This window comes from Kitasatospora sp. NPDC022785, from assembly GCF_055561295.1.
In genome coordinates, this window is sequence record NZ_JBVHHB010000003.1 from 59,957 (window position 1) to 84,707 (window position 24,751).

The following is a 24,751-nucleotide window of genomic DNA, read 5'->3' on the forward strand; positions in this document are numbered from 1 at the left end:
GCGATGACGACGAGCAGCGCGGTCCGGGCCCTCGGGGCGGACCTCGACGACCCCCGCCGGGCACCGGCGGACCCGCGCGCGGTGGTGGAGGCGGAGGCGGCACGGCTGGCCGCCTCGGGCGCCGGCACACCCGGGCCGTACCTGATCGGGGTCCGGCACCACGCGCCCTCGCTCAGCGCGGTCGTACCCGCGCTGCTCGACGCCGCCCGGCCCGAGGTGGTGCTGGTCGAGCTGCCCGCCGAGTTCCAGCCCTGGCTGGGGTGGCTGGCCGACGAGTCCACCCGGGCGCCGGTCGCCCTCGCCGCCGCCCCGGCGGCGGCCGGGAGCGGCGCCGGTGAGGGAGCGGGTGACGGTGCGTCCGGGCTCGCCTTCTACCCGTTCGCCGACTTCTCCCCGGAGCTGGCCGCGCTGCGGTGGGCCAGGCGCAACGGCGTGGCGGTGGTCGCCTGCGACCTGCCGCTCGCCCACCGCGGCGAGGGCGGCTCCGGCCCGGCCGACCGCTCGGCGGCCGGGCCGGGTGCGGGCGCCCGCCCCGGGGTCGCCGACGCGCTGCGCCAACGGCTCACCGGGCGCGACGACGACGAGGACCTCTGGGACCGCCTGGTCGAGACCGCCGCCCCCGGCTCCACCCCGGAGGCCGTCCGTCGCGCCGCCCTGCTGGTCGGCTGGGCCCTGCGCCGCGACGCCGCCGACAGCACCGGCGTGGACCCGTACGACCTGAGGCGCGAGGCCTGGATGCGGGCGCGCATCCAGGACGCCACAGCCGGCGGGCGCCGCGTCGCCGCCGTGGTCGGAGCGTTCCACGCGCCCGCGCTGCTCGACCCGCCGGACGGCACGGAGGCCGGCGCGCCACCCGTGCCGGACGGCGGCCACGTCGTCTCGCTGATCCCCTACACCTACCCCCTGCTCGACGCCCGCTCCGGCTACCCGGCCGGCATCCGCGACCCCGAGTGGCAGCACACCGTCCTCGACGCCGGCGGGGACCCAGCCCGCCTCGCCGACGCGCTCACCCACACCGCCGTCCGGATCTGCGAGGCCCTGCGCACCCAGGACCACCCCTCCGGCCCCGCCGACGCCCGCGAGATCGTCCGCCTCGCCGGCGACCTCGCCCGGCTGCGCGGCCTCGCCGCCCCCGGCCGCGGCGAACTCGTCGAAGCCGTGCAGACCGTCCTCGCCCAGGGCGAGCCGCTCGGGCGGGGCCGCGCGGTCGCCCGCGCCCTGGAGCGCGTCCTGGTGGGCACCCGCACCGGCCGCGCAGCCCCCGACGCCCCCCGCAGCGGCCTCGCCCCCGCCGTGGAGTCACTCCTCGCCGGACTCGGTCTCCCCGGTCCCGGCGACACCGCCGAGGCGGGCCCGCGCGAACTCCGCCTCGACCCGCTGCGCTCACCCCTTGACCGCCGCCGCGAACTGCTCCTCCACCGCCTCGCCGCCTGCGCCGTCCCGTACGCCGACCCGGTCACCACCACCGGCGCCGGCGGCACCGAGACCCTGGGCACCCGCTGGCGCGTCCGGTGGACCCCGGCCACCGCGGCGATGCTCACCGTCGCCGGCACCCGCGGCGTCACCCCGGCCCAGGCCGCCGAAGGCACCCTGCGGGACCGGCTGCGCCGCGAAGAGGAGGCCGACGGCCCGACCGCCCGCGAAGTCCTGACCGGCCTGGCCGAGGCCGCCGCCTGCGGCCTCCCCGCGCTGGCCGGCACCCGCCTCACCCAGCTCACCAGCGTCCTGCCCGGGACCGCGACCCTCCCCGAACTCCTCGACGGCCTCGCCCTCCTGGACCGCCTTGCCGCCGGCCACATCCCCGGCCTCGCCGCTGATCCGTCGGACGGCGAAGAGGCCGCGCAGACCGGCGCGTTCGCGGCTACCGCCGCTCCGGCGGCCCCGGCGGCTTCCGCGGTCCCGGCCGCCTTCCGGCATGGCGAGGGCGCCGAAGTTCTGGCCTCCGCAGGGGAGGTGCTGACCATCGCGGCGGTGCGGCAGCTGGAGGGGCTGGCCGGCTCCGACGACCCGGCCGATGCCCGCGCGCTGGTGGAGCTGGCGCGTCGGGCCGACCGGTCGGGCGGGCTGCGGCTCGGCCGTGCGCTGGCCGAACTCGCCGACGAGGGCAGCCCGTTGGTCCGTGGCGCGGCGGGTGCGGTGCGGGTGCTGCTCGGGCAGGACGGCCCGGCGGCGTTCGGCGGGCGGGCGGCCTCGTGGGTCGACGGTGCCACCGGGCCCGACAGCCGGCACACTCTCGGGCGCTCGCTGGTCGGGCTGCTGACGGCGGCCGAGGGGCTCTTCGACACGGCGCCCGAGGTGCTGGAGCCGGTGCTGGAGCGGGTCACCACGTTGTCCGACACCGGGTTCCTGGACCGGCTGCCCGCGTTGCGCGGTGGCTTCGACACCCTCAGCCCGGCCGCCCGCGACCGGCTGCTGACGTTGGTCGAGGAGCGGCTCGGCACCCGCCTGCGCGCCCTGCCCGACACCGTCACGCCCGCCCTGCTCGCCGGCTGGGCCCGCGCCGACCTGGCGGCCCGCGCCGCCCTGGGCCGGCGCGGCCTGCTCCCGGAGGCGTTCGCCGGGCCGCCGGGCCACCCGGCGCCGGCCGCACCCACCACCGCCACTGCACCCACGGCCCCTGCACCCACGGCCCCTGCACCCACCGCCCCCGCCCCGACCGCCCCCGCCACCCACGCCCTCGCCTCCGCCGAGCGGTGGCGGCTGCTGCTCGGGCGGCCGGGCAGCGGTGGCTTCGGCGGACGGTCCGCCCGGCTGGCCACCGCCCTCGACGAGCTCTACGGCACCGGGCGCGGCGAGGGATCCGGGCCCGGCCTGGACGGGCGGGGCGGTGCCGGCGGCAACCGGGGCGGCCGGGAGGCGCCGTATCCGGGTGTGCGGGAGTGGGGCGAGGAGTTGGCCGCGCTGTTCGGTCCGGGCATTCGGGAGGAGGTGCTGGCCGCGGCCGCGGCGCAGGGCCGCACGGATGCCCTGGAGGCGCTCGATCCGGGCGCCGTCCGTCCCTCCGTCGAGCTGCTCCGCACCGTGCTGGAGCACGCCGGCGGGCTCCCCGAGGCGCGGATCGCCGGCCTGCGGCCGCTGGTGCGGCGGCTGGTCGACGAGCTGACGCGGGAGCTGGCGACGAGGCTGCGCCCGGCGCTGACCGGGATCAGCGTGCCGAGGCCCAGCCGCCGGCCGGGTGGCGGCCTGGACCTGGACCGCACGATCCGGGCCAACCTCGCCACCGCCCGCCCGGCGCGGCCGGGGGAGGCGGACGCCGGCACGGTGATCGTCCCCGAGCGGCCCGTCTTCCGGACCAGGGCCCGCAAGGCGGCGGACTGGCGGCTGATCCTGGTCGTGGACGTCTCCGGGTCGATGGAGTCGTCCACGGTGTGGGCGGCGCTGACCGCCTCGATCCTGGCCGGGGTACCGGCGCTCAGCACCCACTTCGTCGCGTTCTCCACCGAGGTCGTCGACCTGACCGAGCGCGTGGAGGATCCGCTCGGTCTGCTCCTGGAGGTCCGGATCGGCGGCGGCACGCACATCGCGGCCGGGTTGAAGTACGCGCGTGAGCTGGTGACGGTGCCCTCCCGCACACTGGTCGCGGTGGTCAGCGACTTCGAGGAGGGCGGTCCGATCGGCGGGTTGCTGGCGCAGACCCGGGCGCTGGTCGACTCCGGCTGCCAGCTGCTCGGCTGCGCCGCGCTGGACGACACCGGGAAGGCGCGGTACTCGAAGGCGGTCGCGAGCCGGTTGGTCGCGGCCGGGATGCCGGTGGCGGCGCTCAGCCCGCTCGAACTGGCCCGTTGGGTGGGGGAGAAGGTCCGATGACGGTACCGATGGAAGCCGGCGCGCACTGGCCGGCGGTCCGGCCGGAGGTGGTCGCCGAGGTGGTGGCCGGGCTGTCGGCGCGGCTGCAGAAGAGGTTGGACGGCGCGGCCGCCAAGCTGGCGGCGTGCCCGGTGCAGCGGTCCGGCGACGACTGGCGGGTCGCGGTGGACGAGGAGACGGAGCTGGTCCTGCACGCGCCCGGCGGGGTGGTCGCCGACCGGTCCGGCGTGCGTTGCGGCTGCCTGCTGGCGCCCGCCTGTGTGCACCGGGCGGCCGCGGTCTCGCTCTGCCGTCTCGCGGACGACGATCAGGGGCCCGACGCCGCAGCGGACCCCGGGGCTGCCCACGCCCGGGCCGCGGACACCCGGGCCGCCGGTACCCCGGCAGCCGACACTCCGGCGGCGGAGGGCACGGGGGCCGCGGCCCCCGGAGCCGGGTCGGAGACGCCGCTGACCCCGGCGGAGCAGGCGGCCGCCCGTCACCTGCACCGGGCCGCCTCCGCCGTCCTCGCGGCCGGGGTGGGCGGGGCGGGGGCCGTCCTGCAGGCGGAGCTGCTCCGGGCGGGGCACCGGGCCCGGCTGGCGGGGCTCCACCGGCCGGCCGCGGCGGCGGTCGCCGTGGTGACGCGGGTCCGCGCGGCACGCTCGGGCGAGCCGGACCACCGGCTCGCCGACCTCGTCACAGCCGTGCGCGAGCTGCTCGAACCGACCGCGGCCCTGGCGAGCGGCCACCCCGGTGGCGGTGTCGGCACCGCCGAGCTGCGCGGCACCGCCCGGCAGGCCTACGGGGAGGCGGGCGGGCTGCGGCTGTACGGGCTGTTCGCCGAGCCGGTGCTGACGGCCACCCACGCGGGCGTGCTCACCTGGGCGGTGGACGCCACCGGGCGGCTGAGCACCGTCGCGGAGGTCATGCCGCACGCCGATGCGACGGCCGCGGCCCCGCAGGCCGTCGGCACCGGGAACCGCGCGGTCCGGCTGGGCGACGCGCTGCTCAGCCACCGCGAGTTCAGCCGTGCCGGGCTGGCCGTCCAGGGGGCGACGAGGTCCGCCACCGGGCGGCTCGGCGCGGGGGCCTCGGTGAAGGCGGTCCGCGCGGCGGGCGCGGCGTGGACGGCGGAGCCGGTCGCCGCACTCTGGGCCGAGCCGCCGGCCGCGCAGGTGGAGCGCGCCCTTTCGGCGGCGGCGTTGCCGTACGAGAGCCGGCCGGCCGGGAGCGACCTGCTGTTCCTGGACGTCACGCTGCTCGGTGCCGCCCCGTACGGGCCGACCGGGGTACCGCAGCTGCTCGCCGACTGCGGCGGCCTGGTCGTCGCGCTGCGCGCGCCCCACGAGCACCCGGGCCTGGCGTACCGGGGCAACCTGGCGCTGCTCGCCACCGCCCCGGGGCTGAGACTGCGGGTGATCGGCCGGCTGGAACGGGCCGCCCGCCCGGAGCTGCGCCTGCTCGCCGCCGGTCCGGCCCCGAGCGAGCCGGGGCCGGGGCCGGAGGCGGGGCCGGGATCAGAGCCGGGGCCGCGGCCAGGACGGGAGCCGGAGTCGCACGACCTGGCGGGCGTCCCGTCGCTGTCCCTGCCCGCCGACCGGGCGGGACGGGTCAACCTGGGCCTGGAGCGGTTGCAGACCGCCGATCTCACCCTCCCCGCGCCCCTCCGCGACCCGGCAATCCCCGCGCCGGCGGCGGTCCCGGAGGCCGCCGACGCCCCCGACGCCCCCGTGCACCTGCTCACCCGCAGGGTCGAGCAGGCCGTGACCGGCGGCCGACAGGCGCTCGCGCTCGGTTCGACGACGCCGGCCGCCGAGGCCGCGCAGCTGGTGTCGGCGGGCCTGGCCACGGGGGCGGCGCTGCTGGGTGGGCTCCGGGCCGCGGCGGGGGACCACCGGCGGGACGTGTTCGGCCGGGTGGTGGCGGACGACCACGCGGCGTTCACCGCCGCGTGGCTGGCGGCGGCCTGTTACGGCGAGGAGCTCGCCTCGGCGCTCTGCGCGGTCGGCTGGGCTCCGCAGGGGGAGGCGGTCACGTCGGCGGCCCGGGGAAGTACTTGCACAGGCAGGTAAACCGCGCCGAATGGCATACTGGGTGGACGGGAGACGTTCGACCTCGTCACACCATCGACCCGGGCCGGACACGGTACCGGGGCCGGCACCAGTGACGGGACCGGGAAGAGAAGGGCGAGCCATGGGTATCCACGACGATGCCGCCGAGATCCGCGCCTGCGGGTGGCGCACGCTCGCCGCGCTGCACGGGCTCATCGACGCGGCGCTGGAGAAGGCGCTGCAGGCCGAGCACCAGCTCTCGGTGGTCGAGTTCACCGTGCTGGACGCGCTCTCCCGGCAGGACGGCTGGCACATGCGGATGCAGCAGCTGGCTCGCGCGGCGGCGCTGAGCAGCAGCGCGACCACCCGCCTGGTGACCAGGCTGGAGGACCGCGGCCTGCTCAGCCGCTACCTGTGCGCGGACGACCGGCGCGGCATCTACACCGAGCTGACCCCGCAGGGCCGCCGACTGCTCCAGGCCGCGCGCCCGGTGCACGACGCCACCCTGGAGGCGACGCTGGCGAAGGCCACCGAGATTCCGGAGCTGGCCCCGCTGGTGCACGCGCTGGACGAGCTGGAGCTCACCCCGGGCGCCCCGGCCACCGCCTGACGCAGGCACCCGGCATCTGGAACACGCCGCCTGGCACCCGGCGCTCGGCCCCGGCACCCGAGGCGCCGGGGTCAGGCGACCTCGATGGACCCCACACCGGCGGCCCGGACCGCATACCGGCGGCCCGGACCGCCCCGACCGCCCTCAACGCCGCGAGGCGAGGGCGTCCCGGTGGACGCGGTCCAGCAGGGCGAGCAGCAGCTCCTTGCTGGAGGCGCGCTCGCGGACGTCGCAGAGCACGACCGGGACGCCGGGATCCAGGTCGAGGGCGCGCCGGACGTCCTCGGGGCTGCTGTCGCGGCGGCCGTGGAAGCAGTTGACACCGATCGCGAACGGGATGCCGCGCTGCTCGAAGAAGTCCACCGCGGCGAAGCTGGACTCCAGCCGCCGGGTGTCGGCCAGCACGATCGCGCCGAGCGCACCCAGCGCCAGGTCGTCCCACATGAACCAGAAGCGGAACTGGCCGGGCGTGCCGAAGAGGTAGAGCACCAACTCGTCGTGGACGGTGATCCGGCCGAAGTCCATCGCGACGGTGGTGGTGGACTTGTCCTGGACGCCGTCGAGGCTGTCGACCCCGATGCTGGCGCGGGTCATCCGCTCCTCGGTCTGCAGCGGCTCGATCTCGCTGACCGAGCCGACCATGGTGGTCTTGCCGACGCCGAAGCCGCCGGCGACGAGGATCTTGACCGCGCCCGGCACCAGGCTCTGGGTCGTCAATTCGGGTCTCCTGGAGGGGAACTGGAAGCGTGGACGCAAGCGGAGGCCCCCGCCGGTCAGAGCCGGCGGACGCCCTCGATCACGGCCTGGATCAGCGAGATGTCCGGCGCCTCGGCGAGTTGGACGGGCGCGCGGGTGAGGATCAGCCGGGCCTCGGCGAGGTCGTCCAGCAGCACCTTCACCACGCTCACCGGCAGGTCGAGGCCGGCCGCGATCTCGGCCACGGCCAGCGGGCGTTCGCGGCACAGGTCGATGATCGCGGCCGGTTCGGGGGCGAGCCGGGTGGTGTCGGTTCGCGGGTCGGCGGTGACCACCAGGGTGATCAGCGCGAAGTTGTCACGGGCCGGGCCGGTGCGCCCGTTGGTGATGGCGTAGGGGCGGACGAGATGCCCGGCGTCCTTGTCGAAGAACCAGGCCTCCTCGGCGTCGGCGGTCACGCACCGCCGCCCACGCCGGCCTGGCCGGCGTCGCCGCGCGGCGCCGCGGTGAGGTACTGGCCGACCTGCTTGACCAGCATGTTGATCTCGTACGCCATCAGGCCGGCGTCGACCATCTCGCTGGTCAGCACGGCGAGCCGGGCACCCTGGCCGGCGGTGGTGACGAACAGGAACAGCTGGTCCATCTCGATCACCGTCTGCCGGACCCGGCCGCCGTTGAAGCGGTGGCCGGCGCCGCGGGCGAGGCTCTGCAAGCCGGAGGCGACGGCCGAGAGGTGCTCGGCGTCGGCGCGGTCCAGGCCTCGGGAGAGACCGACCAGCAGGCCGTCCTCGGAGAGGACGATGGCGTGCCGGGTCTCCGGGACCCGCGCCACCAGCTGGTCCAGCAGCCAGTTGAGGTCGCGCTGGGTGTCGGTGTGCTGCGTCATCACTGCTGTTCCTTAGCTGCGGAAGGTGCGGCCGGTGCGGGGGGCGCGGCCGGTGCGTCCGAGTCGGGGGCGGCCGCGCGGGCGGTCCGGGTGCCGCGCTGGATGGCGGCCATGGTGGTGCGGGAGCGCTGGGGCGCGGTGTCGTCGGCGGTGCCCGGGGCGGGGGAGCCCGCCGGACCGGCCGCCGGGAGGCCCGGCGCACCTCCAGGACCACCCGCCGGCATCCGGGCCGGCCCACCCATCGGCGCACCCAGCGGCCCACCCATCGGCCCACCCATCGGCGCGCCCGGGAAGGCGGCCGGCGGCCGGAGCGCGGCGCCGGGGGCGTGGGCCTCGCGCAGCTGCTCGGCGAGGCTGGCGTTGCGAACCCGCTGCGGCAGGACGCGCGGGGTGCGCAGCTCGCCGTCCGGGTTGTGCTCCAAAGGGGCCTCCTGAGCGCGTTCGTGGATGGGCGCGGCGGGGTCGGCCGGGGGGTTTCCCGCCGGGCCGGCCCACAGCCCGTCGGCGTGGCCGCCGCCGGCGGGAGCACCCGCCGCGGCGCCCGCGGCCGGCGGTTCGCCCGCCTGCTCGTCGTACGGCCTTGGCGGCGCGGGCCGGGGCACGACCACGGCGCCGGGCAGTCCGGGGATCTGAGCTCCCACCGGAAGGCCGCCGCCCGCGGGTTCGCCCTCGCCCCGCGCGGCGCCGTCGCCGTACTCGGCGAGCAGTTCGCCGATGATCACACCGCTGTCGTGCCGGCCCCCGGGGCTCCCGGGGGCGCCGAAGCCGACGGGGTCCACCGGGCCGACGGGGTCCATGGGGCTCCCCGGGAGCACGGCGTCCCTGCTCTCCGCGCCCGCTCCGGCTCCCGCGGCCGGCCCGGTAGCCGGGGAACCACCGCTCAGCAGCCCGCTCAGCACCCCGGAGAGCGCCCCCGACAGCTCCTCGTCGGTCTCGCCCAGCCCGCCGTCGACGGTCTGCTCCGGCACCGGCGTCCGGGTCACCCGGGCGCCGGCCGGCAGGCCGGGCACGTCGGCGGCCTGCTCCGCCTGCTCCAGCAACGGCGCCGGCACCAGCACCACGGCCCGCGTCCCGCCGTACGGGGAGGGGCGCAGGGTCACCTGGATGTCGTGCCGGGCGGCCAGCCGGGCCACCACGAAGAGGCCGAGCCGCAGGTCGTCGCCGAGCGCGGAGACGTCCAGCTCGGGCGGGTTGGCGAGGTAGTCGTTGAGCCGCTCGTACTCGTCCCCGCTCATGCCGAGGCCGCGGTCCTCGACCTCGACGACGAGACCCTTGGGGACCTCCTGCGCGGAGACCTGCACCTGGGTGTAGGGCGGGGAGAAGGTGGTGCCGTTCTCGATCAGTTCGGCGACCAGGTGGATGACGTCGGCGACGGCCTGCCCGCTGAGCGAGGTGCGCGGCACGCCCTGGACGACCACCCGGGCGTAGTTCTCGGTCTCGGAGACGGCGCTGCGCAGCACGTTGACCACGGGCACGGCGTTGCGCCAGCGCCGGGCGGGCAGGGCGCCGCCGAGGATGACCAGGTTCTCGGCGTTGCGCCGCATCCGGGTGGCCAGGTGGTCGACGGCGAACAGCTCACGCAGCAGTTCGGGGTCCTCGTGCTCGCGCTCGAGCGCGTCCAGCATGCTGATCTGTCGGTGGATCAGGATCTGGGTGCGGCGGGCGATGTTGAGGAAGACCTTCTTCGTCCCCTCGCGGCCCTGGGCCTGGTGGACGATGGCGGCGATGGCGGCCTGCCGGACGGCGGCGAGGCCGTCGGCGGTCTGCTGGACCTCGTCGCCGGCGCGCCGGGAGGGTGCCCAGGCGGGCGGCGCGGGCACGGACTCGCCGGCCTGGAGGCGGCCGACGACTTCGGGGATCTCGCGCTGGGCGAGCGAGAGGGTGTCGGTGCGCAGCCCGGAGAGCCGGGCGGAGAGGGTCCCGGCGAGCCGCACGCCGCTGATCAGGCTCCAGAGCAGGACGACGGCGACGACGGCGCTGACGGCCAACAGGGCTGTGTGGTGGCCGGTGTTGCGCAGTAGGTAGGCGGCGTATCCCCAGGCGGCGGCGAGGCCGAGGCAGGGGACCAGCGCGAGGGCGAGTAGCGAGCCGCGGAGAGAGCCGGACCGGCCGGCGCGGTGGCCCGTGCGGGGGGCCGATATGCCTGGCATCTGATTCCTTGTTGCTGGGCCGAACGGCGGTATCGCCCGTGTGCTCCGACCGGGCAGCGGGGGTGCCACGGCCGGCGGTGCCCGGAGGGGTGCCGGACGATATGACGCTGTGTCACCGTCCGGACGGGGTGCAGCACGGCCGCCGACTGCATGGCACGCTACCAGCCCCAGGTGCCCCCGCGGCAACATCAACTGACGGTATGTGAATGGCCGATGACCCGTTCGTCCGCCATCCGGAACGGTTCCGGGATGCGGATCGCCGCTGGTCGTGGCGCCGCTCCGGACGTGCCGGCGGCTTTCCGGAGGCCGAGGACCGGCCTCCGGAAAGTCGTCAGGAACAGGTCAAGTCTAGCGGGTCGAGGTGGCGTCCGCCCAGACGGCGAATCCGGCCGCGCCGGCCCCTCGGGTCACCCCGGGGCCCGAGCGACTCGAGGGGCCCGAGGGGCTCGGGGAGACCTGAGGGATGCGGGGGGATGCCGGGGGCCCGGCGGGCCCGAGGGCCCGGGCGGGGGGCCCGGGCTGACCCGGATCCGCCCCCGTCCGTCTCGGACCGCCTCAGACCGCCATCGGCAGGTGCAGCAGCGCCGCCTCCAGCGACTGCCCGGCCTCGGCCTCGGCCTCCGCGGCGGACTCGCGCTCGCCCAGCTCGGACCAGGCCCAGCCGGCCAGATGGGACAGCTCCGCCGACCACTGCTTGCCGTACGTTCCGGCGGCGACCTGGCCGAGCCGCAGCCGCTGGACGTCCGAGGTGCCGGCCGGCGGGTAGACGTGGGTGGCGTCACGCAGGTAGCGCTCGATGCGGAACTCGGCCTGCAGGCCCCGGGCGGCGTGGATCTCCATCGCGTTGCGCGCGGAGTCCAGCGCGTACTCGGTGTTGATGAGCTTGGCGTTCATCAGCTCGGCGTCGCAGGGCTTGCCGTGGTCGAGCAGGTGGGAGGCGTGGTACGCGGCGAGCTTGGCGGTCATCAGCCGGGACTGCATCTCGCCCAGCTTGAGCGCGATGTTGGGCAGTTGGGAGAGCGGCTTGCCGTACAGCATCCGCCCCTCGGTGAACCGCACGGTGTCCTCGACGATCGCCACGTGGATGCCGAGGGCGACGGCGGCGAGGTTCAGCCGGCCGTACAGGGTGGAGGAGGAGTAGGCGACGTCCAGGCCCTGGCCCTCCCGGCCCAGCCGGTTGGCGACCGGGATCCGGCACTCCTCGAAGACGATCTCGCCGAAGCTGAACCCGTGCAGGCCGCTCTGCGAGCCGGGGTCCCCGGTGCGGAAGCCGGGACGGTCGCTCTCGACCAGGAACGCGGAGAGGCCCTTGCTGCCCTTGCCGGTGCGGAACACCACGCCGTGCACGTCGCCGATGTGCGAGTTCCCGACGAACCACTTGCGGCCGTTGAGTACGTACTCGTCGCCCTCGCGGTGTGCGGTGCCGCTCATGCCGAGCACGTGGCCGCCGGACTCGGGCTCGGTGACGCCGATGGTCGGCAGGGACGCGCCGGAGGCGAACAGCGGCAGCCACTTCCGGCGCTGGGCGTCGGATCCGAAGTGGATGACCTTGGCGACGCCGAGCTGCGAGGCCTGCGCCATGGCGCCCATCGCGCCGCTGACCCGGGCCAGTTCCTCGACGATGACGGTCTTGGCGAGGTGGCCGAGCCCGAGGCCGCCGAACTCCTGCGGGATGGTGACACCGATCCAGCCGCGGCGGGCGATCTCCCGGGAGAGTTCGAACTCGACCTGGCGGTCGGCCTCCATCCGGGCGACCTGCGGGCGCACCTCCTTCTCCGCGAACTCACGCACCTCCGCGCGAAGGCTCTCGTGTCGCTCGTCGGTGAAGTAGTCCATCGCCATGCTGGGTCCTCTCGGGTTCGGGGGGGTGGTCGTGCCTCCGTCCATACAGCCGATCCGCGCCGGCCGCCCGAGGGTGGGGAGTTGGGGTGGCGGTCGGCTGCCCCAGTGCAGCCGGTGCGTGCGGAAGTGCGGACCGTGTCACGGGGGACACCGTCCGTATTTTCGGCAGGGCTCATTGTTGTATGGGGATCCGGGTGTCTCCAGAGTTGATCTTTGATTGGCGCGATCGGATCGCCCCGGGGCGGCCGAGGATTGAAAGGTCGCGAAGCGGGGAAGTGATCTTCCCCCACTTTTGACGACCAGTCCGGACGTCGCCCACATGCACCTTTGACTGTCCATCAGCAAACTTGATCCGGGTGGGCCGGGAGCGCGGATCGTGCCGGATGTCTGATTACATGTGCGCCATGACTGATGTGATGAGCACTCCAGGCCAGTTCCCGGGTGCCGGCGGTGAGTCCGAGCGGACCCGCAGGCTGCGCAGCCTGGGTCTCAACGAACCGACCGCGGACGAGGCCTTCGACCGCTTCGCTCACCTGGCCGCCAGCATCACCCGCGCCCCCATCGCGATGGTCAACTTCATCAACGACGAGCGGCAGATGTTCCGGGGGCTCTATATTCCGCCAAGCTCGGCCGAGAACGCGGCCGAAGGGGGCGCCTCCTGGGCCGATCGCGGCATCGCGTTCGACCTTCCGACCCGTCAGATGCCGCTGAGCCACGGTTTCTGCCCGCACGTCGTCGCCCAGCGCTCGCCGCTCGCCCTCGACGACATCCTCGCCTACCCCCGGTTCGCCGGGAACCCGGTCGTCGACGAACTCGGCGTGCGCGCCTACCTCGGTGCCCCGCTGGTCGACGACAGCAACACCGTCATCGGCACCGTCTGCGTCCTCGACCGCGAACCCCGCCAGTGGGGCCGCGAGCGGCTGCGCGACATCCAGCACCTCGCCGAGGCGCTGCTCTCCGAGATCCGGCTGCGCGACAACCTGCTCGCCCAGCAGCAGGAGATGTTCGCGGCGTTCGACGGCTCGCCCTTCCCGATCATGCTCACCGACGGCCCCGGCCAGGAGATCCGCTACGCCAACGCCCAGCACGCCGACATCTTCGGCGCCCCGGCGGCGTACGGAGCGATCGGCCACGCCTACCCGCAGCTCGGCGCGGCCGGCCTCCAGCAGGCGGTCGCCGAGGCGTACCACACCGGGCGGGCCACCGTCCTCAACGACGTCCGCATCAACTCCACCCGGCCGGACGCCCAGCGGATCCAGCAGATCTTCAGCTTCACCTGCACCCCCCTGCGGGCCGCGCGCACCGGCCAGGTCAACGGCGTCCTCACCGTCGGCATGGACGTCACCGCGCAGTCCCGCACCGAGGAGGAGCTGGGCACGCTGGCCGCACTCCTGGTCGACCGGCTGCAGCAGAACGGCGCCACCACCGGCCGCCCGGGCCTCGGCGCCGGGAACACCGGCCTCGTCCTCCCGGGCTGAGCCGGCACCCGGCCACCGTCCGGCCCACCGCCACCGTGGCGGGGCGCCTCTCACCCCCGAGGAGAGGCTCCCCGCCACGGTGCTGTCCGCAGTACGTGCACCCCGCACCCCGCAGTACGTACACCCGGCACCCCGCGGCCCGCGGCACGTGCACCCCGCAGTACGTACACCCGGCACCCCGCACCCCGCACCCCGCACCCCGCGGCCCGCGGCACGTGCACCCCGCGGCCCGTGTCGACCGGCGCCGCCCAGTGCCGGGCGGGTGAACCGGCACCGTCGCACACCCGCGCCGGTGCCCGGCGGCCCGGGCCGGTGGTAGGCATGGGCCGCATGGACTGGTTCGCCGCCCCCGAGTACTGGCTGAGCAGGCTGCTCGTGCAACGGCTGCTGGCCGCCGTCTACCTCACCGGCTTCCTCGCCGCCGCCGCCCAGTTCCGGGCCCTGATCGGCACCGACGGCATGCTCCCCGTCCCCCGCTTCACCGCCCGGGTGTCGTTCCGCCAGGCGCCCGGCCTCTTCCACCTCCACTACAGCGACCGCTACTTCGCCGCCGTCGCGTGGACCGGCGCCGCGACCTCCGGCGCCCTGGTCGCCGGGCTCGGCGACGCCGTCCCGCTCTGGGCGTCGGTGCTCCTCTGGGCGCTCCTCTGGGTGCTCTACCTCTCGATCGTCAACGTGGGGCAGACCTGGTACTCCTTCGGCTGGGAGTCCCTGCTGCTGGAGGCCGGCTTCCTGGCCGCCTTCCTCGGCAACGAGGACACCGCGCCGCCCGTCCTGGTGCTCTGGCTGATGCGCTGGCTGGTCTTCCGGGTCGAGTTCGGCGCCGGACTGATCAAACTGCGCGGGGACAGCTGCTGGCGCGACCTGACCTGCCTGCGCTACCACCACGAGACCCAGCCCATGCCCGGCCCGCTCAGCTGGTTCTTCCACCACCTGCCCGCCCCGCTGCACCGGGTCGAGGCGGCAGCCAACCACGTCACCCAACTCCTCGTCCCGGTCGGTCTCCTCCTCCCCCAGCCGGCCGCCACCTACGCGGCCTGCGTGATCGTGGCCACCCAGCTCTGGCTGGTCGCCTCCGGCAACTTCGCCTGGCTCAACTGGCTCACCATCACGCTCGCCCTCGCCGCCGTCGACCCCGCCCGGCTCGGCCTGCCCGTCCACCCCCACGCGTACGGCGGCACGCCCGGCTGGTTCGAGGGCGTCGTGATCGCGCTGACCCTCGCCGTCGCCGTCCTCAGCTACTGGCCGGTACGGAACCTGGTCTCGCGCCGGCAGGTCATGAACCGCTCCTTCAACCGCCTCCACCTCGTCAACACCTACGGCGCCTTCGGCAGCGTCAACCGCATCCGTCAGGAGGTCGTCGTCGAAGGCACCGACGAGCCGGCCGTCACCCCGTACACCGTCTGGCGCGAGTACGCCTTCAAGGGAAAACCCGGCGACGTGCGCCGCCTCCCGCGCCAGTACGCCCCCTACCACCTGCGCCTGGACTGGCTGATGTGGTTCGCCGGCATCTCACCCGCCTACGCCCGGCCCTGGTTCCTGCCCTTCGTCGCCCGGCTGCTCGCCAACGACCCGGACACCCTGCGGCTGCTGCGCCACAACCCCTTTCCCGACGCCCCGCCGACCCACGTCCGGGCGACCCTCCACCTCTACCGGTTCACCGATTGGCGCGAACTGCGCGAAACCGGAGCCTGGTGGCACCGGACCGCGCTCCACGAGTACCTCGCGCCGGTCAGCCTCGACACCCTCACCCGATCCGGCTACCGGCCACCGCTCGGCCGGCGCACCCGCACCGTGCCGATGAACGGGCTGCGCCGACGGCCCGGTCACCCGCCCGGCCCCGCGCCGCACCACCCGCCCGGTCACCCGCCCGGCCCCGCGCCGCACCACCCGCCCGGCCCTCCCGAGTAGCGGCCAGGCGAGCGGTGTGGCACGCCACACCGGCCCGGAGGGCGGTGGGTGCGTGCAAGGCTCGAACGGGCACCCGTATTCTTGGCCTCCACAACCGGCAGGCCGACCGCGCGCCCCAGCCCCACCCGCCGGGGCAACCGTGCGCACCAGGTCCGCCGTCCCCCTCGCCGCCCGCCCCGCCGCAGTCGCCCAGAACCGGACCTCACATGACAGTGCTTCACTCGCGCAACGCCGACGCGGCCGACGCCGCCGATGCCAAGGCCGCCGACGCCGCCACGGCCGACGCCGACGCCAACGACGCCAAGGACGCCAAGGACCTGGAGCCGACCCGCAGCCAGGCGGCGGACACCGACCTCCGCGACGAACTCGGCCGCTACGCCGAACTCGGTGCCTTCACCCTCACCGCCGAGACCCACGCCTGGTACGCGGCCGTCGACACCGTCGCCACCCCCGAGGACGCCCGCGCCGCCTCCACCGTCCTCGCCGAACTGCGCGGCCGCGACCTCCAGCAGACCTGGGAGGCCGTCACCACCCTCGCCGCCGACGCCAAGCTCGACGAGCCCGGCACCATCGCGGTCGCCGCCCTGTTCGCCGAGACGCTCCAGCGCGTCCACCAGACCTCCGCCACCCTGACCGGCGCCGCGTACGACGCCGACCTCGACGCGCTCGTCGCCGCCACCGCGGACCGCGCCTGGCGCCGCGAGCGCGGTGTGAAGCTCTCCTTCCTCAAGGTGCGGGCACTGCGCAAGCAGGCCGCCGCGCTCGCCGCCGGCGGCCGCAAGGTCCGCCCCGAGGAGCTGCACGAGGCGCTCGCCTCCGCCGAGATCGAGCGCCGCGCCTGGGCCGTCCTCGCCCCGACCGGCGCGCTGCCCGTCCCGCCCGCCGACGGCGCCCTGGCCGAGGGCACCGCCGCCGCCTTCGACGCGATCGGCGCCGGCCTGCGCGACCTCGGCCGCCTGCTGCCCGAGCACGACCTCGACGCGCTGCCGGTCGGCGAGCTGATCGACCTGGTCGAGCGCCTCGCCGCCGACGAGGGCACCCTGTACCGCCTCCCCACCATCCGCTCCCTGCGCACCTCCCTGGAGGAGGCCGGCCTCGGCGAGCTGCTCGCCGAGCTCACCGCCGCCCGCGCCGACCGCCGCGCCGCCGAGGCCGCCTTCAGCGCCCGCCAGGCTCTGGCCGGCGGGCAGCGGGACGGGCTGACGGGGCGCGAGGAGACCGCCGAGGCGGTGTCGGAGCCGGCTGCCGAGGCCGAGGCCGAGGCTGACGTTGCGACCGAGGTCGAGGCTGCTGGGCCGGAGGTTGTCGCCGAGGACGTGACCGAGGACGCGACCGAGGTGGACGCCGAGGACGAGACCGACGCCGACGCTGTGGTCGAGGCCGCGGCTGAGGTCGAGGTCGAGGTCGAGGTCGAGGCTGAGCAGCCTACGGCCGAGGAGCCCGACGAGGTCCGGCCCGTCGTGGTCACCCTCCCGGCGCCGTCCCCCGCAGCCGACGACCTGGTCGACGTCACCTCGGTCACGGCGATGGCCGACATCGAGCCGGCTGAGGTCGAGCCGGCCGAGGTCGAGCCCGAGACCGTGGCCGACACCGAGCCGGCCGTGGCCGAGGAGCCCGCGCCCTTGGTCGTCGAGCCCGAGATTGTGGCGCCGGTTGCCGAGACCGAGATCGTGGCTGCGATCGAGCCCGAGGTTGAGGTGGCCGAGGTCGACGCCCCGGCCGAGGCCGTCGAGGCGGAGCCGGTCGAGGCCGAGCCCGTTGCCGCCGAGGTCGAGCCCGTGGTCGAGCAGACCGCGCCCGTGGTCGTGGCGCCGGTCGCCGAGGTGGAGGCCCTCGAGGTCGACGCCCCCGCCGAGGCCGTCGAGGCGGAGCCGACCGAGGCCGAGCCCGTTGCCGCCGAGGTCGAGGCCGACGCGGTGGCCGAAGAGCCCGAGGTCGTAGAGGCCGTAGAGGTCGTGGCCGAGGCCGAGCCGGAGGCCGTCGTGGCCGAGGAGACGACCGATGAGGTCGTGCCGGAGCCCGTCGCCGAGGTTGAGCCCGAGCTGGTCGTCGTGCCGGAGCCCGTCGCCGAGGTTGAGCCCGAGTTGGTCGTCGTGCCGGAGCCCGTCGCCGAGGCTGAGCCCGAGCCGGTCGCCGTTCCCGAGCCCGTCGCCGAGGCTGAGCCCGCCACTGCCGGACAGCCCGAGAAGCCCGACTTCACGCCGGGCCGTCCCGTCACCGCCTACTCCGCCGACGAACTGCTCGCCGTGGTGCGGTGGGTGGACGCCGACGGTGTGGAGCGCAGCGAGGAGGAGTTGCTGCGGGCGGCCATGAAGGAGCTGGGCTTCGCCCGCCTCGGCCCGCGGATCAAGGAGGCGCTGGGCGCCGCCGTCACTGCCGCGCGCGCCTGACGCGGAGCGGCGCCGACCGGTTCGGCGACGACGAAGGGCCCGGTGGGGTGGTGTCGCACCGCCTCCACCGGGCCCTTCGTCATGGCCGTGCCCGTGCTCGCTCAGCCCGCCTTGTTCCAGGGCGCGCTGGACATGAGTGCCTTGACGTTGGCCACGTAGCTCGGGTTGGGGATGGCCAGGCTGCCGGTGGTCGCGCCGGTGGCCGGGTCGGTGACGGTGTTGTAGTGCACGTTGCCCGCGCCCGCGTTGTACGCGGAGATGACCAGGTCGAGCAGCGGCGTCTTGCCGGTGGCCGGGTCGGGGGAGAGGTCGTACTTCCCGCCGAACGAGGAGTCGCCGTAGTAGGCGACCAGCCAGTCGAGCAGCTGGGTGCCGAGCTGGACGTTGCCGGCCAGCGTCTTCGGGTCGGAGGTGGTCCCGAACTTGCTGTTCATCCAGCTCACGGTGGCGGGCATGACCTGCATGGTGCCGATGCCGCCGTCGCAGGCGAGGATGCCGGACTGCCAGCCGCTCTCCTGCCAGGCGATCGCCTTGACCAGACCGACCGGAAGGGCCGGGAGCTTGTCGGTGCCGCCGTTGCCGAGGGTCAGTGTGCGGGGCTGGCCGGCGGCCGAGGTGAGCGCCGCGGCGACGGCCTCCTTGGGCTCGTCGGGCTGCGGCTTGCTCGGCGTGCAGCCGCTCTGCAGCGGCGGGACGTGCGGGGTGGCGGGCGCGGGCGGCGGCGGGGGTGCGACCGGCCCGGGCTTGGCGACCGGCGCGGGCGCGGGCGCCGCCGCGACCGGGGCGGGAGCCGGGGCCGGTGCGGCCCTCGGGGCGGGGTCGGCGGGCTTCTCGGCGGTGGGCTTGGCGGTGCTCGCCGCAGCGCTCGGGCTCGGCTTGGCCGTCTTGCCCGCCGTCGTGCTCGGAGAGGCGGTCGGTGAGGCACTGGCGCTCGGGGTGGCGCTCGCCGTCGCGCTGGGCGACGGCGCGGCCGTCGGCGTCGTGGACGGCGTGGCGTCCGTGGCGGTGGCCGCCGCCGGGGCCGGCGTCCCGCCGGCCGTGTCGTCCGCCTTCTTGGTGCCGCAGCCGGTCAGCAGCGCCGTCGACACGGCCGCCGCCGACACCAGTACCAGCGCCTGCCGTGAAGCACGCACCTTCATGTCGTTCCGCCCCCCTGTGTCGCCGGCCGACCCGGCGAGAGGCGACATCCTACGATGATCGGATCGGTGCGCCGCCCGCCGGGGCCCGGGCACCGGTCCGGTACGAATCTCACGCGCTGGGGGCACCGGCGCCCAGACATGGCCGGCCCGTCCGCCGGTTCGGCCGGCTGCACCGTGACGGAGTCGCGGCGTTGGGCTGTTCGGCCGGGGTGTCGTGCGTCCGGCGACGTCCGTGCCGAGCGTGGTGTGCCCAGGGGGCCCCGACGCAACAGCCCCAGGAAGGACGGCGTCCCATGGCACGCATCACCCGGGAACGAACCGAGACGTTCACGGTCGAGACCTACCGGCTCCACCTGGAGGGCGGCGAGCGGCAGGCACTGCGTTCCGCCCCCGGCGACTACGTGCGGAAGCTGTTGGAGGCGGAGGGGCACACGGTGAACGCCGTTCTGGTGGATGCGAACCTGCTCGACGGAGAGGGGCCGTGCGAGGACACCGAACTCGTCCGCGTCCTCGAAGGGCTGATGGCGTCCAACTGGGTCATCCGGTGCGTCCCGCTCATGTGAGCCGTTCCCCCACGAGCCGGCCGCTGCCCGGCGCCGCCCCACTGCTCGCTCCGGGGCGGTGCCGCGGCCTCAGCAGGGTCGCAGAGCCCGCGCCAGCTGGGCCGCCAGCACCTCCGGCGCCTCCGCCAAGGAGGGTCCGTACCAGGTCAGATGGCGCCCGCTGACCAGCGCCGCCGGGACGCCGGGGAACGCCTCCGGGCCGTCGTCCGCCGTGAAGCGGTACGGCTCGTCCGGGAGGACCACCAAGTCGGGTTCAGCGGCGAGGAGTTCGGGCAGCGGAACCGCGGGGTACCGTTCCGGGTGGCCGGCGTGGAGCAGGTGGACGCCGAGGCGGCCGAGCAGGTCGCCGGCGAAGGTGTCGCGCCCGAGCACCATCCAGGGGCGGCGCCAGATCGGCACGACGGCGCGGAGGGGGCTCGACAGCGGATGGACACCGGCCCACGAGGTCCGGGCGGCCTGCGGGGACCACGCGGCCTCGGCGGCGTCGAGCCACGCGGGCCGCGGCAGGCCGCAGCCGACCGTCAGGAGACGGTCCAGCGAGGCGAACGCCTGCTCCAGCGTGCGGATGTCGGTGACCCAGACGGCCAGCCCGGCGGCCCGCAGCGCATCGAGGTCCGGCTGGCGGTTCTCCTCGTCATTGGCGAGGACCAGGTCCGGGGCGAGCGCGACGACCCGGCCGACGTCGGGGTTCTTGGTGCCGCCGACGCGCTCCACCGCCAGGCCGGCGGGGTGGCTGCACCAGTCGGTGGCACCGACCAGCAGTCCGGGCGCGGAGACGGCGACGGCCTCGGTCAGCGAGGGGACCAGCGACACCACCCGCCGCACCGGTCCGGCCCCGAGCGCCACCGGCAGCCCGAGGTCGTCCGACGGCTCTGCAGGGAAACCGGAGAGGGAGGCCATACGGCCACCCTAGGCCCTCTCCGGCCGGTCTCGCCGGGCGCGCGATCCACCGGACCGGACCTCGGCCGGACGCCGGCCGTACGGCGCCGGAAAGTCCCGGGAACCGGGCGGGGTTGGTGGCCGACTACCTGGTCCGGGTTCGTAGGACGGGCCCGAGCACGACCATTGACCAGGAGAGTTGTCATGCGCCCTCGCGTGTTCTGCGGTATCGCGGCCGCTGTTGCCCTGTTCGCCACGGCCTGTGGGAGCGGCGGTGGAGGGAGCACGGACAGCAGCAGCGGTGGCGGCGGTGGCGGGCAGGCCACCGCCGCCGGTGCGTTCCCGGTGAAGGTCGCCGACTGCGCCGGCAAGGAGACCACCGTCAAGCAGGCACCGAAGAAGATCGTCACCAGCAACGCCGCCGGCCTGGAGATGATGCTCCAGCTCGGCGCCGGGGACCGGGTGATCGGCACCGGATTCCCGCCCGGCAAGGGCAGCCTGCCGGGGCCGATCGCCGAACAGGGCGCCAGGGTACCGGTGCTGGGCGAGATGGGGATTGCCAAGGAGAAGCTGCTCGGCTCCGGCGCCGACCTCTACGTCGACGCCTTCGGGGCGATGCCGATGATGGGCGGCGCGGGCGCGGGCCCGAGCGAGGAGGAGTTCACCGCCGCGGGCATCCAGCACGTCTTCCTCCTCTCCACCGCCTGTTCCGGCACCCCCAAGGCCGCCAAGGGGCCGCGTACCGACCTCGGCGAGGTGGAGAACGACATCCGCCGGCTCGGCGCGGTCACCGGCACGGGCGCCCGCGCCGAGGAGCTCGTCGCCGGGATGGAGAAGAAGGTCGGCGAGGTGCGCACCGCCACCGCCGGCGTCCCCGCCGACCAGCGGCCGGGCTACTTCTTCTTCGACTTCGACGCCGGTACCAAGCAGCCGGTCGCCGTCTGCGGCCGCCAGGTCGCCAACGCGGTGATCACCCTGGCCGGCGCGCGCAACGTGTTCGCCGACTGCGACGCCGACTTCAAGCCCGTCTCCTGGGAGGACGTCGTGGCCAAGGACCCGGACTGGATCCAGCTCGCCGTCCGCACCCGCGGCACCGAGGAGGAGAACCGCAAGGCCTTCGACGACGCCGAGGCGTTCCTGAAGAGCTTCCCCGCCACCCAGGGCCTGAAGGCCGTCAAGGGCGGGAAGTTCCTGCGGATCGGCTCCGAGGTCACCACCATCGCCGGGGTCCGCAACGCCGACACCGTCCGGCAGATCGCCGCCACCGTCCACCCGGACCTCGTCAAGAACGGCCAGTAGACCGTGGCATCGGCCACCACCACCGCCGCCGGGCGGACCCGCACGCGCACCCTGCGTGCCGGGCCGCTCGCGGCCGTGCTCACCCTCGCCCTGGTCGCCGCGCTCACCGCCGCCGTCTCGCTCGGATCGGTGGACATCCCGCCCGGCGAAGTCTGGTCGGTGGTCGCCCACCGCCTGACCGGCAGCGCACCCGAGCCCGGCACCCGGGACCTCATCGTCTGGCAACTGCGCGTCCCGCGCGCCCTGCTTGCGGCGATGGTCGGGGCCGGGCTCGGCCTCGTCGGCACCGCCGTCCAGGCACTCGTCCGCAACCCGCTCGCCGACCCCTATCTGCTCGGGATCTCCTCCGGCGCCTCGCTCGGCGCCGTCGCCGTGATCGTCCTCGGCAGCGGGCTCGGCCTCGAAATGGCCTTCGGCAGCGCCGTCGGCCTGACCATCTCGCTGGCCGCCTTCCTCGGCGCGCTCGCCGCCTTCTCCCTGGTCTGGCTGCTGGCCCGGCGCGGTGGCGGCTTCTCCCCGCTGCGCCTGGTGCTCGCCGGCATCGGCATCGGCCAGTTCCTCACCGGCTTCACCAGCTACCTCGTCCTGCAGACCGGCGACGAACAGCAGACCAGGGGCGTGCTGTTCTGGCTGATGGGCAGCCTCGGAGGCGCCGTCTGGAGCCAACTCGCCGTCCCCGCCCTTGCCGTGGCCCTCGGGCTGGGCCTGCTCCAGGCCCGCGCCCGGGGGCTCAACGCGCTCCTGATGGGCGACGAGACGGCGGCCGGGCTCGGCGTCGACGTCACCCGGCTGCGCCGCGAGATCTTCGTCGTCACCAGCGTGCTGACCGGCGTCCTGGTCGCCGTCTCCGGCGCGATCGGCTTCGTCGGCCTCATGGTGCCCCACGTCTGCCGGCTGCTGGCCGGCGGCGACCACCGCCGGCTGCTGCCGCTCTCCGCCCTGACCGGGGCGGTGCTGCTGGTGGTGGTCGACACCATCGCCCGCACCGCGCTGGACACCCAGGAACTGCCGATCGGCGTGGTCACCGCCCTGCTCGGCGCGCCCACCCTGCTCTACCTGCTGGACCGACGACTGGAGCGGAATTGAGGATCGCGGTCGAGGATCTGAGCGTCACCCTGTCCGGGCGGACGGTGGTGGCCGGCGTCCACCTGGTCGCCAAGGAGGGGGAGATCGCCGGGCTGGTCGGGCCGAACGGCAGCGGCAAGTCCAGCCTGCTGCGCACCGTCTACCGGCACCTGAAGCCGAGCGCCGGCCGGGTCCTGCTGGCCGGCCGGGAGCTGGCCGGGCTGAGCCCGGCGCAGTCCGCCCGGCACATCGCCGCACTGCCCCAGGAGCGGGGCGGGGACTTCGAGCTGACCGTCCGTGAAGTGGTGGCGATGGGCCGCACCCCGTACAAGCGGGCGTTCGCGGCGGACGACGCCGAGGACCACCGGATCGTCGCCGGCGCGCTGGAGCGGGTGGGCATGACGGACGCGGGCGGGCGGCGGTTCGCCGAGCTCTCCGGCGGCGAGCGCCAACGCGTCCTGCTGGCCAGGGCGTTGGCCCAGCAACCGGACGTCCTGGTGTTGGACGAACCGACCAACCACCTGGACGTCCGGCACCAGGTCGAACTCCTCGCGTTGCTACGGGAGCAGCGCCGCACCACGTTGGTGGCGTTGCACGACCTCAACGCGGCGGCCTCGGTCTGCGACCGGCTGCACGTGCTGCACCGCGGCACCCTGGTGGCGTCCGGGGCGCCGCGGGACGTCCTGACCGCCGAACTGCTCGCCGAGGTGTTCGGCGTGCGGGCGGCGGTGGTCGAACATCCGCTCACCGGTGACCCGTTGATCGCGTTCGACCACCGCACGCCCGCGTCCTCGGCCGAGGTGATGCAGCGTCAGGAGGTTTCGTAGTGGCTGGGGCGGCCGTTGCGCTCGACCAGGCGGCCGACCTTCGCGGCGTCCTCGCTGCGCAGCAGCTCCCAGCCGCCGTCGGCCCGGTGGAGCACCGAGGAGTGCCACGGCGTCATCCACGCGTCGGCGGCCTCCAGCAGCCGGATGCCGAACTTCAGCACGCCCGCCTTCTGCGGGTGGATGGAGAGCCGGAAGGAGCGCGGGTGCTGCTCGGCGATGAGGTCGCCCCAGGCCCGGCTGCGCTGGATGACGCCGTAGGCGCGCCGGCGGCATTCGCGCTGGAGGGCGGACTTGCTGCCCTCGAAGCCGAACGTGTCCTCGGTGAGGAAGCGGGTGATGCCGCGGTAGAGCTTCAGCGTCTCCTCGTCGGTCATCACCTGCTCGCGCAGCTCCTCCTTGGTGGGTGCGTACCGGGCGTGCACCCGGGCGCGCTTCTCGTCGAAGGGCAGGTCGCCGAGGACGGCGCGCAGGTCGAAGGTGGCGAGGTGGCTCAGGCCCTCGCGTTCGATCATGGCGGTCAGCTCGTCGGAGTACTGGTCGATGTGGTCGTCGGGGACGTGGATCAGGTCGCCGAAGATGTGGCCGTCGGAGCAGATCAGGATCTGCGCGCCGGGCTGGTAGAGCTTGCCGATCTCCTCGCAGAGACCGTTGAGGAAGGTGAGCGAGAGGCGCTCGCCCTCGTCGGGCAGGTGGCCGAGCACCTTGGCGAGGTTGGGCGACTTGCACGGGAAGCCGGGCAGGGTGAACAGGATCGGGTCGCCGCTGGAGAGGAAGTCCGCCAGCTGCTCCAGCTGGATCGGGAAGTCGGCGGGCGTGGCGTGGACGCCGGGGTCGGAGGCCCGGCGGTGCGGCAGCAGCAGATCGAGGATCCCGGCGGATATCCGGGCGATCTCCTGCGGGTCCGTGACGGCGCCGGGCGGTGTGGCGCCGGCCGGCGTGACGGTGGCGGACGCGGACGGGGACGGGGACGTGGTCCGGGCGGTGGTGGTCGGGCCGGAAGCGGTCCGGCCGGTGGTGCTCCGGTCGGCCGCGCTCTGGTCGGCCGCGGTCTGGGAATCGGTGGAAACGGTGCCGGCGGGCGGCATGGTGGTCCTCCACGGAACGGTGTACGGGCTTCAGGGCAGGCGTAGCCACGCCCCGGCATCGGTCGCCGGGACGCTGAGGGGGGTGCCGGGG

At 75.2% G+C, this 24,751-nt stretch carries 18 protein-coding genes; 10 read left to right on the forward strand and 8 right to left on the reverse strand.

Annotated features, from left to right (window positions below; genetic code table 11):
* The first annotated feature begins 3 nt into the window (after positions 1 to 3).
* The 3 genes from ACZ3YO_RS05945 to ACZ3YO_RS05955 all read left to right on the forward strand — a co-directional run bounded on the left by ACZ3YO_RS05945 (position 4) and on the right by ACZ3YO_RS05955 (position 6,450).
* Positions 4 to 3,807: a DUF5682 family protein gene (locus ACZ3YO_RS05945; protein ID WP_465565372.1), complete on the forward strand. Its 3,804-nt coding sequence runs from the start codon at positions 4 to 6 to the stop codon at positions 3,805 to 3,807.
* Positions 3,804 to 5,861 (forward strand): hypothetical protein, encoded by a 2,058-nt coding sequence (locus ACZ3YO_RS05950; RefSeq protein WP_465565375.1) that lies wholly within the window; start codon positions 3,804 to 3,806, stop codon positions 5,859 to 5,861. Before ACZ3YO_RS05945 ends, ACZ3YO_RS05950 begins: the two co-directional genes overlap by 4 nt.
* Before the next feature lie 121 nt (positions 5,862 to 5,982).
* Positions 5,983 to 6,450, forward strand: a complete 468-nt coding sequence (locus ACZ3YO_RS05955) for a MarR family winged helix-turn-helix transcriptional regulator (RefSeq protein ID WP_465565378.1) — start codon at positions 5,983 to 5,985, stop codon at positions 6,448 to 6,450.
* A gap of 144 nt (positions 6,451 to 6,594) precedes the next feature.
* On the opposite strand, the gene ACZ3YO_RS05960 is transcribed toward ACZ3YO_RS05955, so the two are convergent.
* From ACZ3YO_RS05960 to ACZ3YO_RS05980, 5 genes are all read right to left on the reverse strand, one after another.
* Positions 6,595 to 7,167 carry a GTP-binding protein gene (locus ACZ3YO_RS05960; protein WP_396319754.1) on the reverse strand — a complete coding sequence of 191 codons (573 nt, stop codon included), beginning with the start codon at positions 7,165 to 7,167 and terminating at the stop codon, positions 6,595 to 6,597.
* Between the two features lie 56 nt (positions 7,168 to 7,223).
* Complete coding sequence (locus ACZ3YO_RS05965) at positions 7,224 to 7,604, reverse strand: DUF742 domain-containing protein (protein ID WP_396319755.1); 381 nt, start codon at positions 7,602 to 7,604, stop codon at positions 7,224 to 7,226.
* Positions 7,601 to 8,032, reverse strand: a complete 432-nt coding sequence (locus tag ACZ3YO_RS05970) for a roadblock/LC7 domain-containing protein (protein ID WP_465565382.1) — start codon at positions 8,030 to 8,032, stop codon at positions 7,601 to 7,603. Before ACZ3YO_RS05970 ends, ACZ3YO_RS05965 begins: the two co-directional genes overlap by 4 nt.
* A complete protein-coding gene (locus ACZ3YO_RS05975; protein WP_465565385.1) occupies positions 8,032 to 10,182 on the reverse strand; it encodes a sensor histidine kinase in 2,151 nt (716 codons plus the stop codon). Before ACZ3YO_RS05975 ends, ACZ3YO_RS05970 begins: the two co-directional genes overlap by 1 nt.
* A gap of 555 nt (positions 10,183 to 10,737) precedes the next feature.
* Complete coding sequence (locus ACZ3YO_RS05980; RefSeq protein WP_465544478.1) at positions 10,738 to 12,024, reverse strand: acyl-CoA dehydrogenase family protein; 1,287 nt, start codon at positions 12,022 to 12,024, stop codon at positions 10,738 to 10,740.
* A gap of 404 nt (positions 12,025 to 12,428) precedes the next feature.
* Here ACZ3YO_RS05980 and ACZ3YO_RS05985 point away from each other — a divergent pair, with 404 nt between their 5' ends.
* The 3 genes from ACZ3YO_RS05985 to ACZ3YO_RS05995 all read left to right on the forward strand — a co-directional run bounded on the left by ACZ3YO_RS05985 (position 12,429) and on the right by ACZ3YO_RS05995 (position 17,803).
* Complete coding sequence (locus ACZ3YO_RS05985) at positions 12,429 to 13,502, forward strand: GAF domain-containing protein (protein WP_465544480.1); 1,074 nt, start codon at positions 12,429 to 12,431, stop codon at positions 13,500 to 13,502.
* Positions 13,503 to 13,832: 330 nt separating this feature from the next.
* Positions 13,833 to 15,413 (forward strand): lipase maturation factor family protein, encoded by a 1,581-nt coding sequence (locus ACZ3YO_RS05990; protein ID WP_465565389.1) that lies wholly within the window; start codon positions 13,833 to 13,835, stop codon positions 15,411 to 15,413.
* 206 nt (positions 15,414 to 15,619) lie between these two features.
* Entirely contained in the window at positions 15,620 to 17,803 is a 2,184-nt protein-coding gene (locus ACZ3YO_RS05995; protein ID WP_465565392.1) for a hypothetical protein, read from the forward strand.
* Between the two features lie 101 nt (positions 17,804 to 17,904).
* On the opposite strand, the gene ACZ3YO_RS06000 is transcribed toward ACZ3YO_RS05995, so the two are convergent.
* Positions 17,905 to 18,936 (reverse strand): transglycosylase SLT domain-containing protein, encoded by a 1,032-nt coding sequence (locus ACZ3YO_RS06000; protein WP_465565395.1) that lies wholly within the window; start codon positions 18,934 to 18,936, stop codon positions 17,905 to 17,907.
* 299 nt (positions 18,937 to 19,235) lie between these two features.
* Between ACZ3YO_RS06000 and ACZ3YO_RS06005 the strand changes: the two genes are divergently transcribed.
* The gene (locus tag ACZ3YO_RS06005; protein ID WP_465565398.1) at positions 19,236 to 19,505 is read left to right on the forward strand and encodes a hypothetical protein; all 270 of its coding nucleotides are present in this window, start codon (positions 19,236 to 19,238) and stop codon (positions 19,503 to 19,505) included.
* Between the two features lie 69 nt (positions 19,506 to 19,574).
* On the opposite strand, the gene ACZ3YO_RS06010 is transcribed toward ACZ3YO_RS06005, so the two are convergent.
* On the reverse strand, positions 19,575 to 20,405 hold the full coding sequence (locus tag ACZ3YO_RS06010) for a helical backbone metal receptor (RefSeq protein ID WP_465565401.1): 831 nt from the start codon (positions 20,403 to 20,405) through the stop codon (positions 19,575 to 19,577).
* A 183-nt stretch (positions 20,406 to 20,588) separates the two neighbouring features.
* On the opposite strand from ACZ3YO_RS06010, the gene ACZ3YO_RS06015 reads away from it, so the two are divergent.
* The 3 genes from ACZ3YO_RS06015 to ACZ3YO_RS06025 are packed head-to-tail and all read left to right on the forward strand — an operon-like array spanning position 20,589 to position 23,575.
* The gene (locus ACZ3YO_RS06015; RefSeq protein ID WP_465565404.1) at positions 20,589 to 21,683 is read left to right on the forward strand and encodes an ABC transporter substrate-binding protein; all 1,095 of its coding nucleotides are present in this window, start codon (positions 20,589 to 20,591) and stop codon (positions 21,681 to 21,683) included.
* Positions 21,684 to 21,686: 3 nt separating this feature from the next.
* A complete protein-coding gene (locus tag ACZ3YO_RS06020; protein ID WP_405365073.1) occupies positions 21,687 to 22,769 on the forward strand; it encodes a FecCD family ABC transporter permease in 1,083 nt (360 codons plus the stop codon).
* Positions 22,766 to 23,575 (forward strand): ABC transporter ATP-binding protein, encoded by an 810-nt coding sequence (locus ACZ3YO_RS06025; protein ID WP_465565406.1) that lies wholly within the window; start codon positions 22,766 to 22,768, stop codon positions 23,573 to 23,575. The genes ACZ3YO_RS06020 and ACZ3YO_RS06025 overlap by 4 nt, the downstream gene beginning before the upstream one ends.
* Here ACZ3YO_RS06025 and ACZ3YO_RS06030 read toward each other — a convergent pair.
* Positions 23,560 to 24,660 carry an L-tyrosine/L-tryptophan isonitrile synthase family protein gene (locus ACZ3YO_RS06030; RefSeq protein ID WP_465565409.1) on the reverse strand — a complete coding sequence of 367 codons (1,101 nt, stop codon included), beginning with the start codon at positions 24,658 to 24,660 and terminating at the stop codon, positions 23,560 to 23,562. The two genes, ACZ3YO_RS06025 and ACZ3YO_RS06030, sit on opposite strands and share 16 nt — an antisense overlap.
* Positions 24,661 to 24,751 lie beyond the last annotated feature (91 nt).

Coding starts and splice junctions, on each gene's coding strand:
- ACZ3YO_RS05945 (WP_465565372.1), top strand. CDS start 4: ATGACGACGAGCAGCGCGGTCCGGGCCCTCGGGGCGGACCTCGACGAC.
- ACZ3YO_RS05950 (WP_465565375.1), top strand. CDS start 3,804: ATGACGGTACCGATGGAAGCCGGCGCGCACTGGCCGGCGGTCCGGCCG.
- ACZ3YO_RS05955 (WP_465565378.1), top strand. CDS start 5,983: ATGGGTATCCACGACGATGCCGCCGAGATCCGCGCCTGCGGGTGGCGC.
- ACZ3YO_RS05970 (WP_465565382.1), bottom strand. CDS start 8,032: ATGACGCAGCACACCGACACCCAGCGCGACCTCAACTGGCTGCTGGAC.
- ACZ3YO_RS05975 (WP_465565385.1), bottom strand. CDS start 10,182: ATGCCAGGCATATCGGCCCCCCGCACGGGCCACCGCGCCGGCCGGTCC.
- ACZ3YO_RS05980 (WP_465544478.1), bottom strand. CDS start 12,024: ATGGCGATGGACTACTTCACCGACGAGCGACACGAGAGCCTTCGCGCG.
- ACZ3YO_RS05985 (WP_465544480.1), top strand. CDS start 12,429: ATGACTGATGTGATGAGCACTCCAGGCCAGTTCCCGGGTGCCGGCGGT.
- ACZ3YO_RS05990 (WP_465565389.1), top strand. CDS start 13,833: ATGGACTGGTTCGCCGCCCCCGAGTACTGGCTGAGCAGGCTGCTCGTG.
- ACZ3YO_RS05995 (WP_465565392.1), top strand. CDS start 15,620: ATGACAGTGCTTCACTCGCGCAACGCCGACGCGGCCGACGCCGCCGAT.
- ACZ3YO_RS06005 (WP_465565398.1), top strand. CDS start 19,236: ATGGCACGCATCACCCGGGAACGAACCGAGACGTTCACGGTCGAGACC.
- ACZ3YO_RS06010 (WP_465565401.1), bottom strand. CDS start 20,405: ATGGCCTCCCTCTCCGGTTTCCCTGCAGAGCCGTCGGACGACCTCGGG.
- ACZ3YO_RS06015 (WP_465565404.1), top strand. CDS start 20,589: ATGCGCCCTCGCGTGTTCTGCGGTATCGCGGCCGCTGTTGCCCTGTTC.
- ACZ3YO_RS06030 (WP_465565409.1), bottom strand. CDS start 24,660: ATGCCGCCCGCCGGCACCGTTTCCACCGATTCCCAGACCGCGGCCGAC.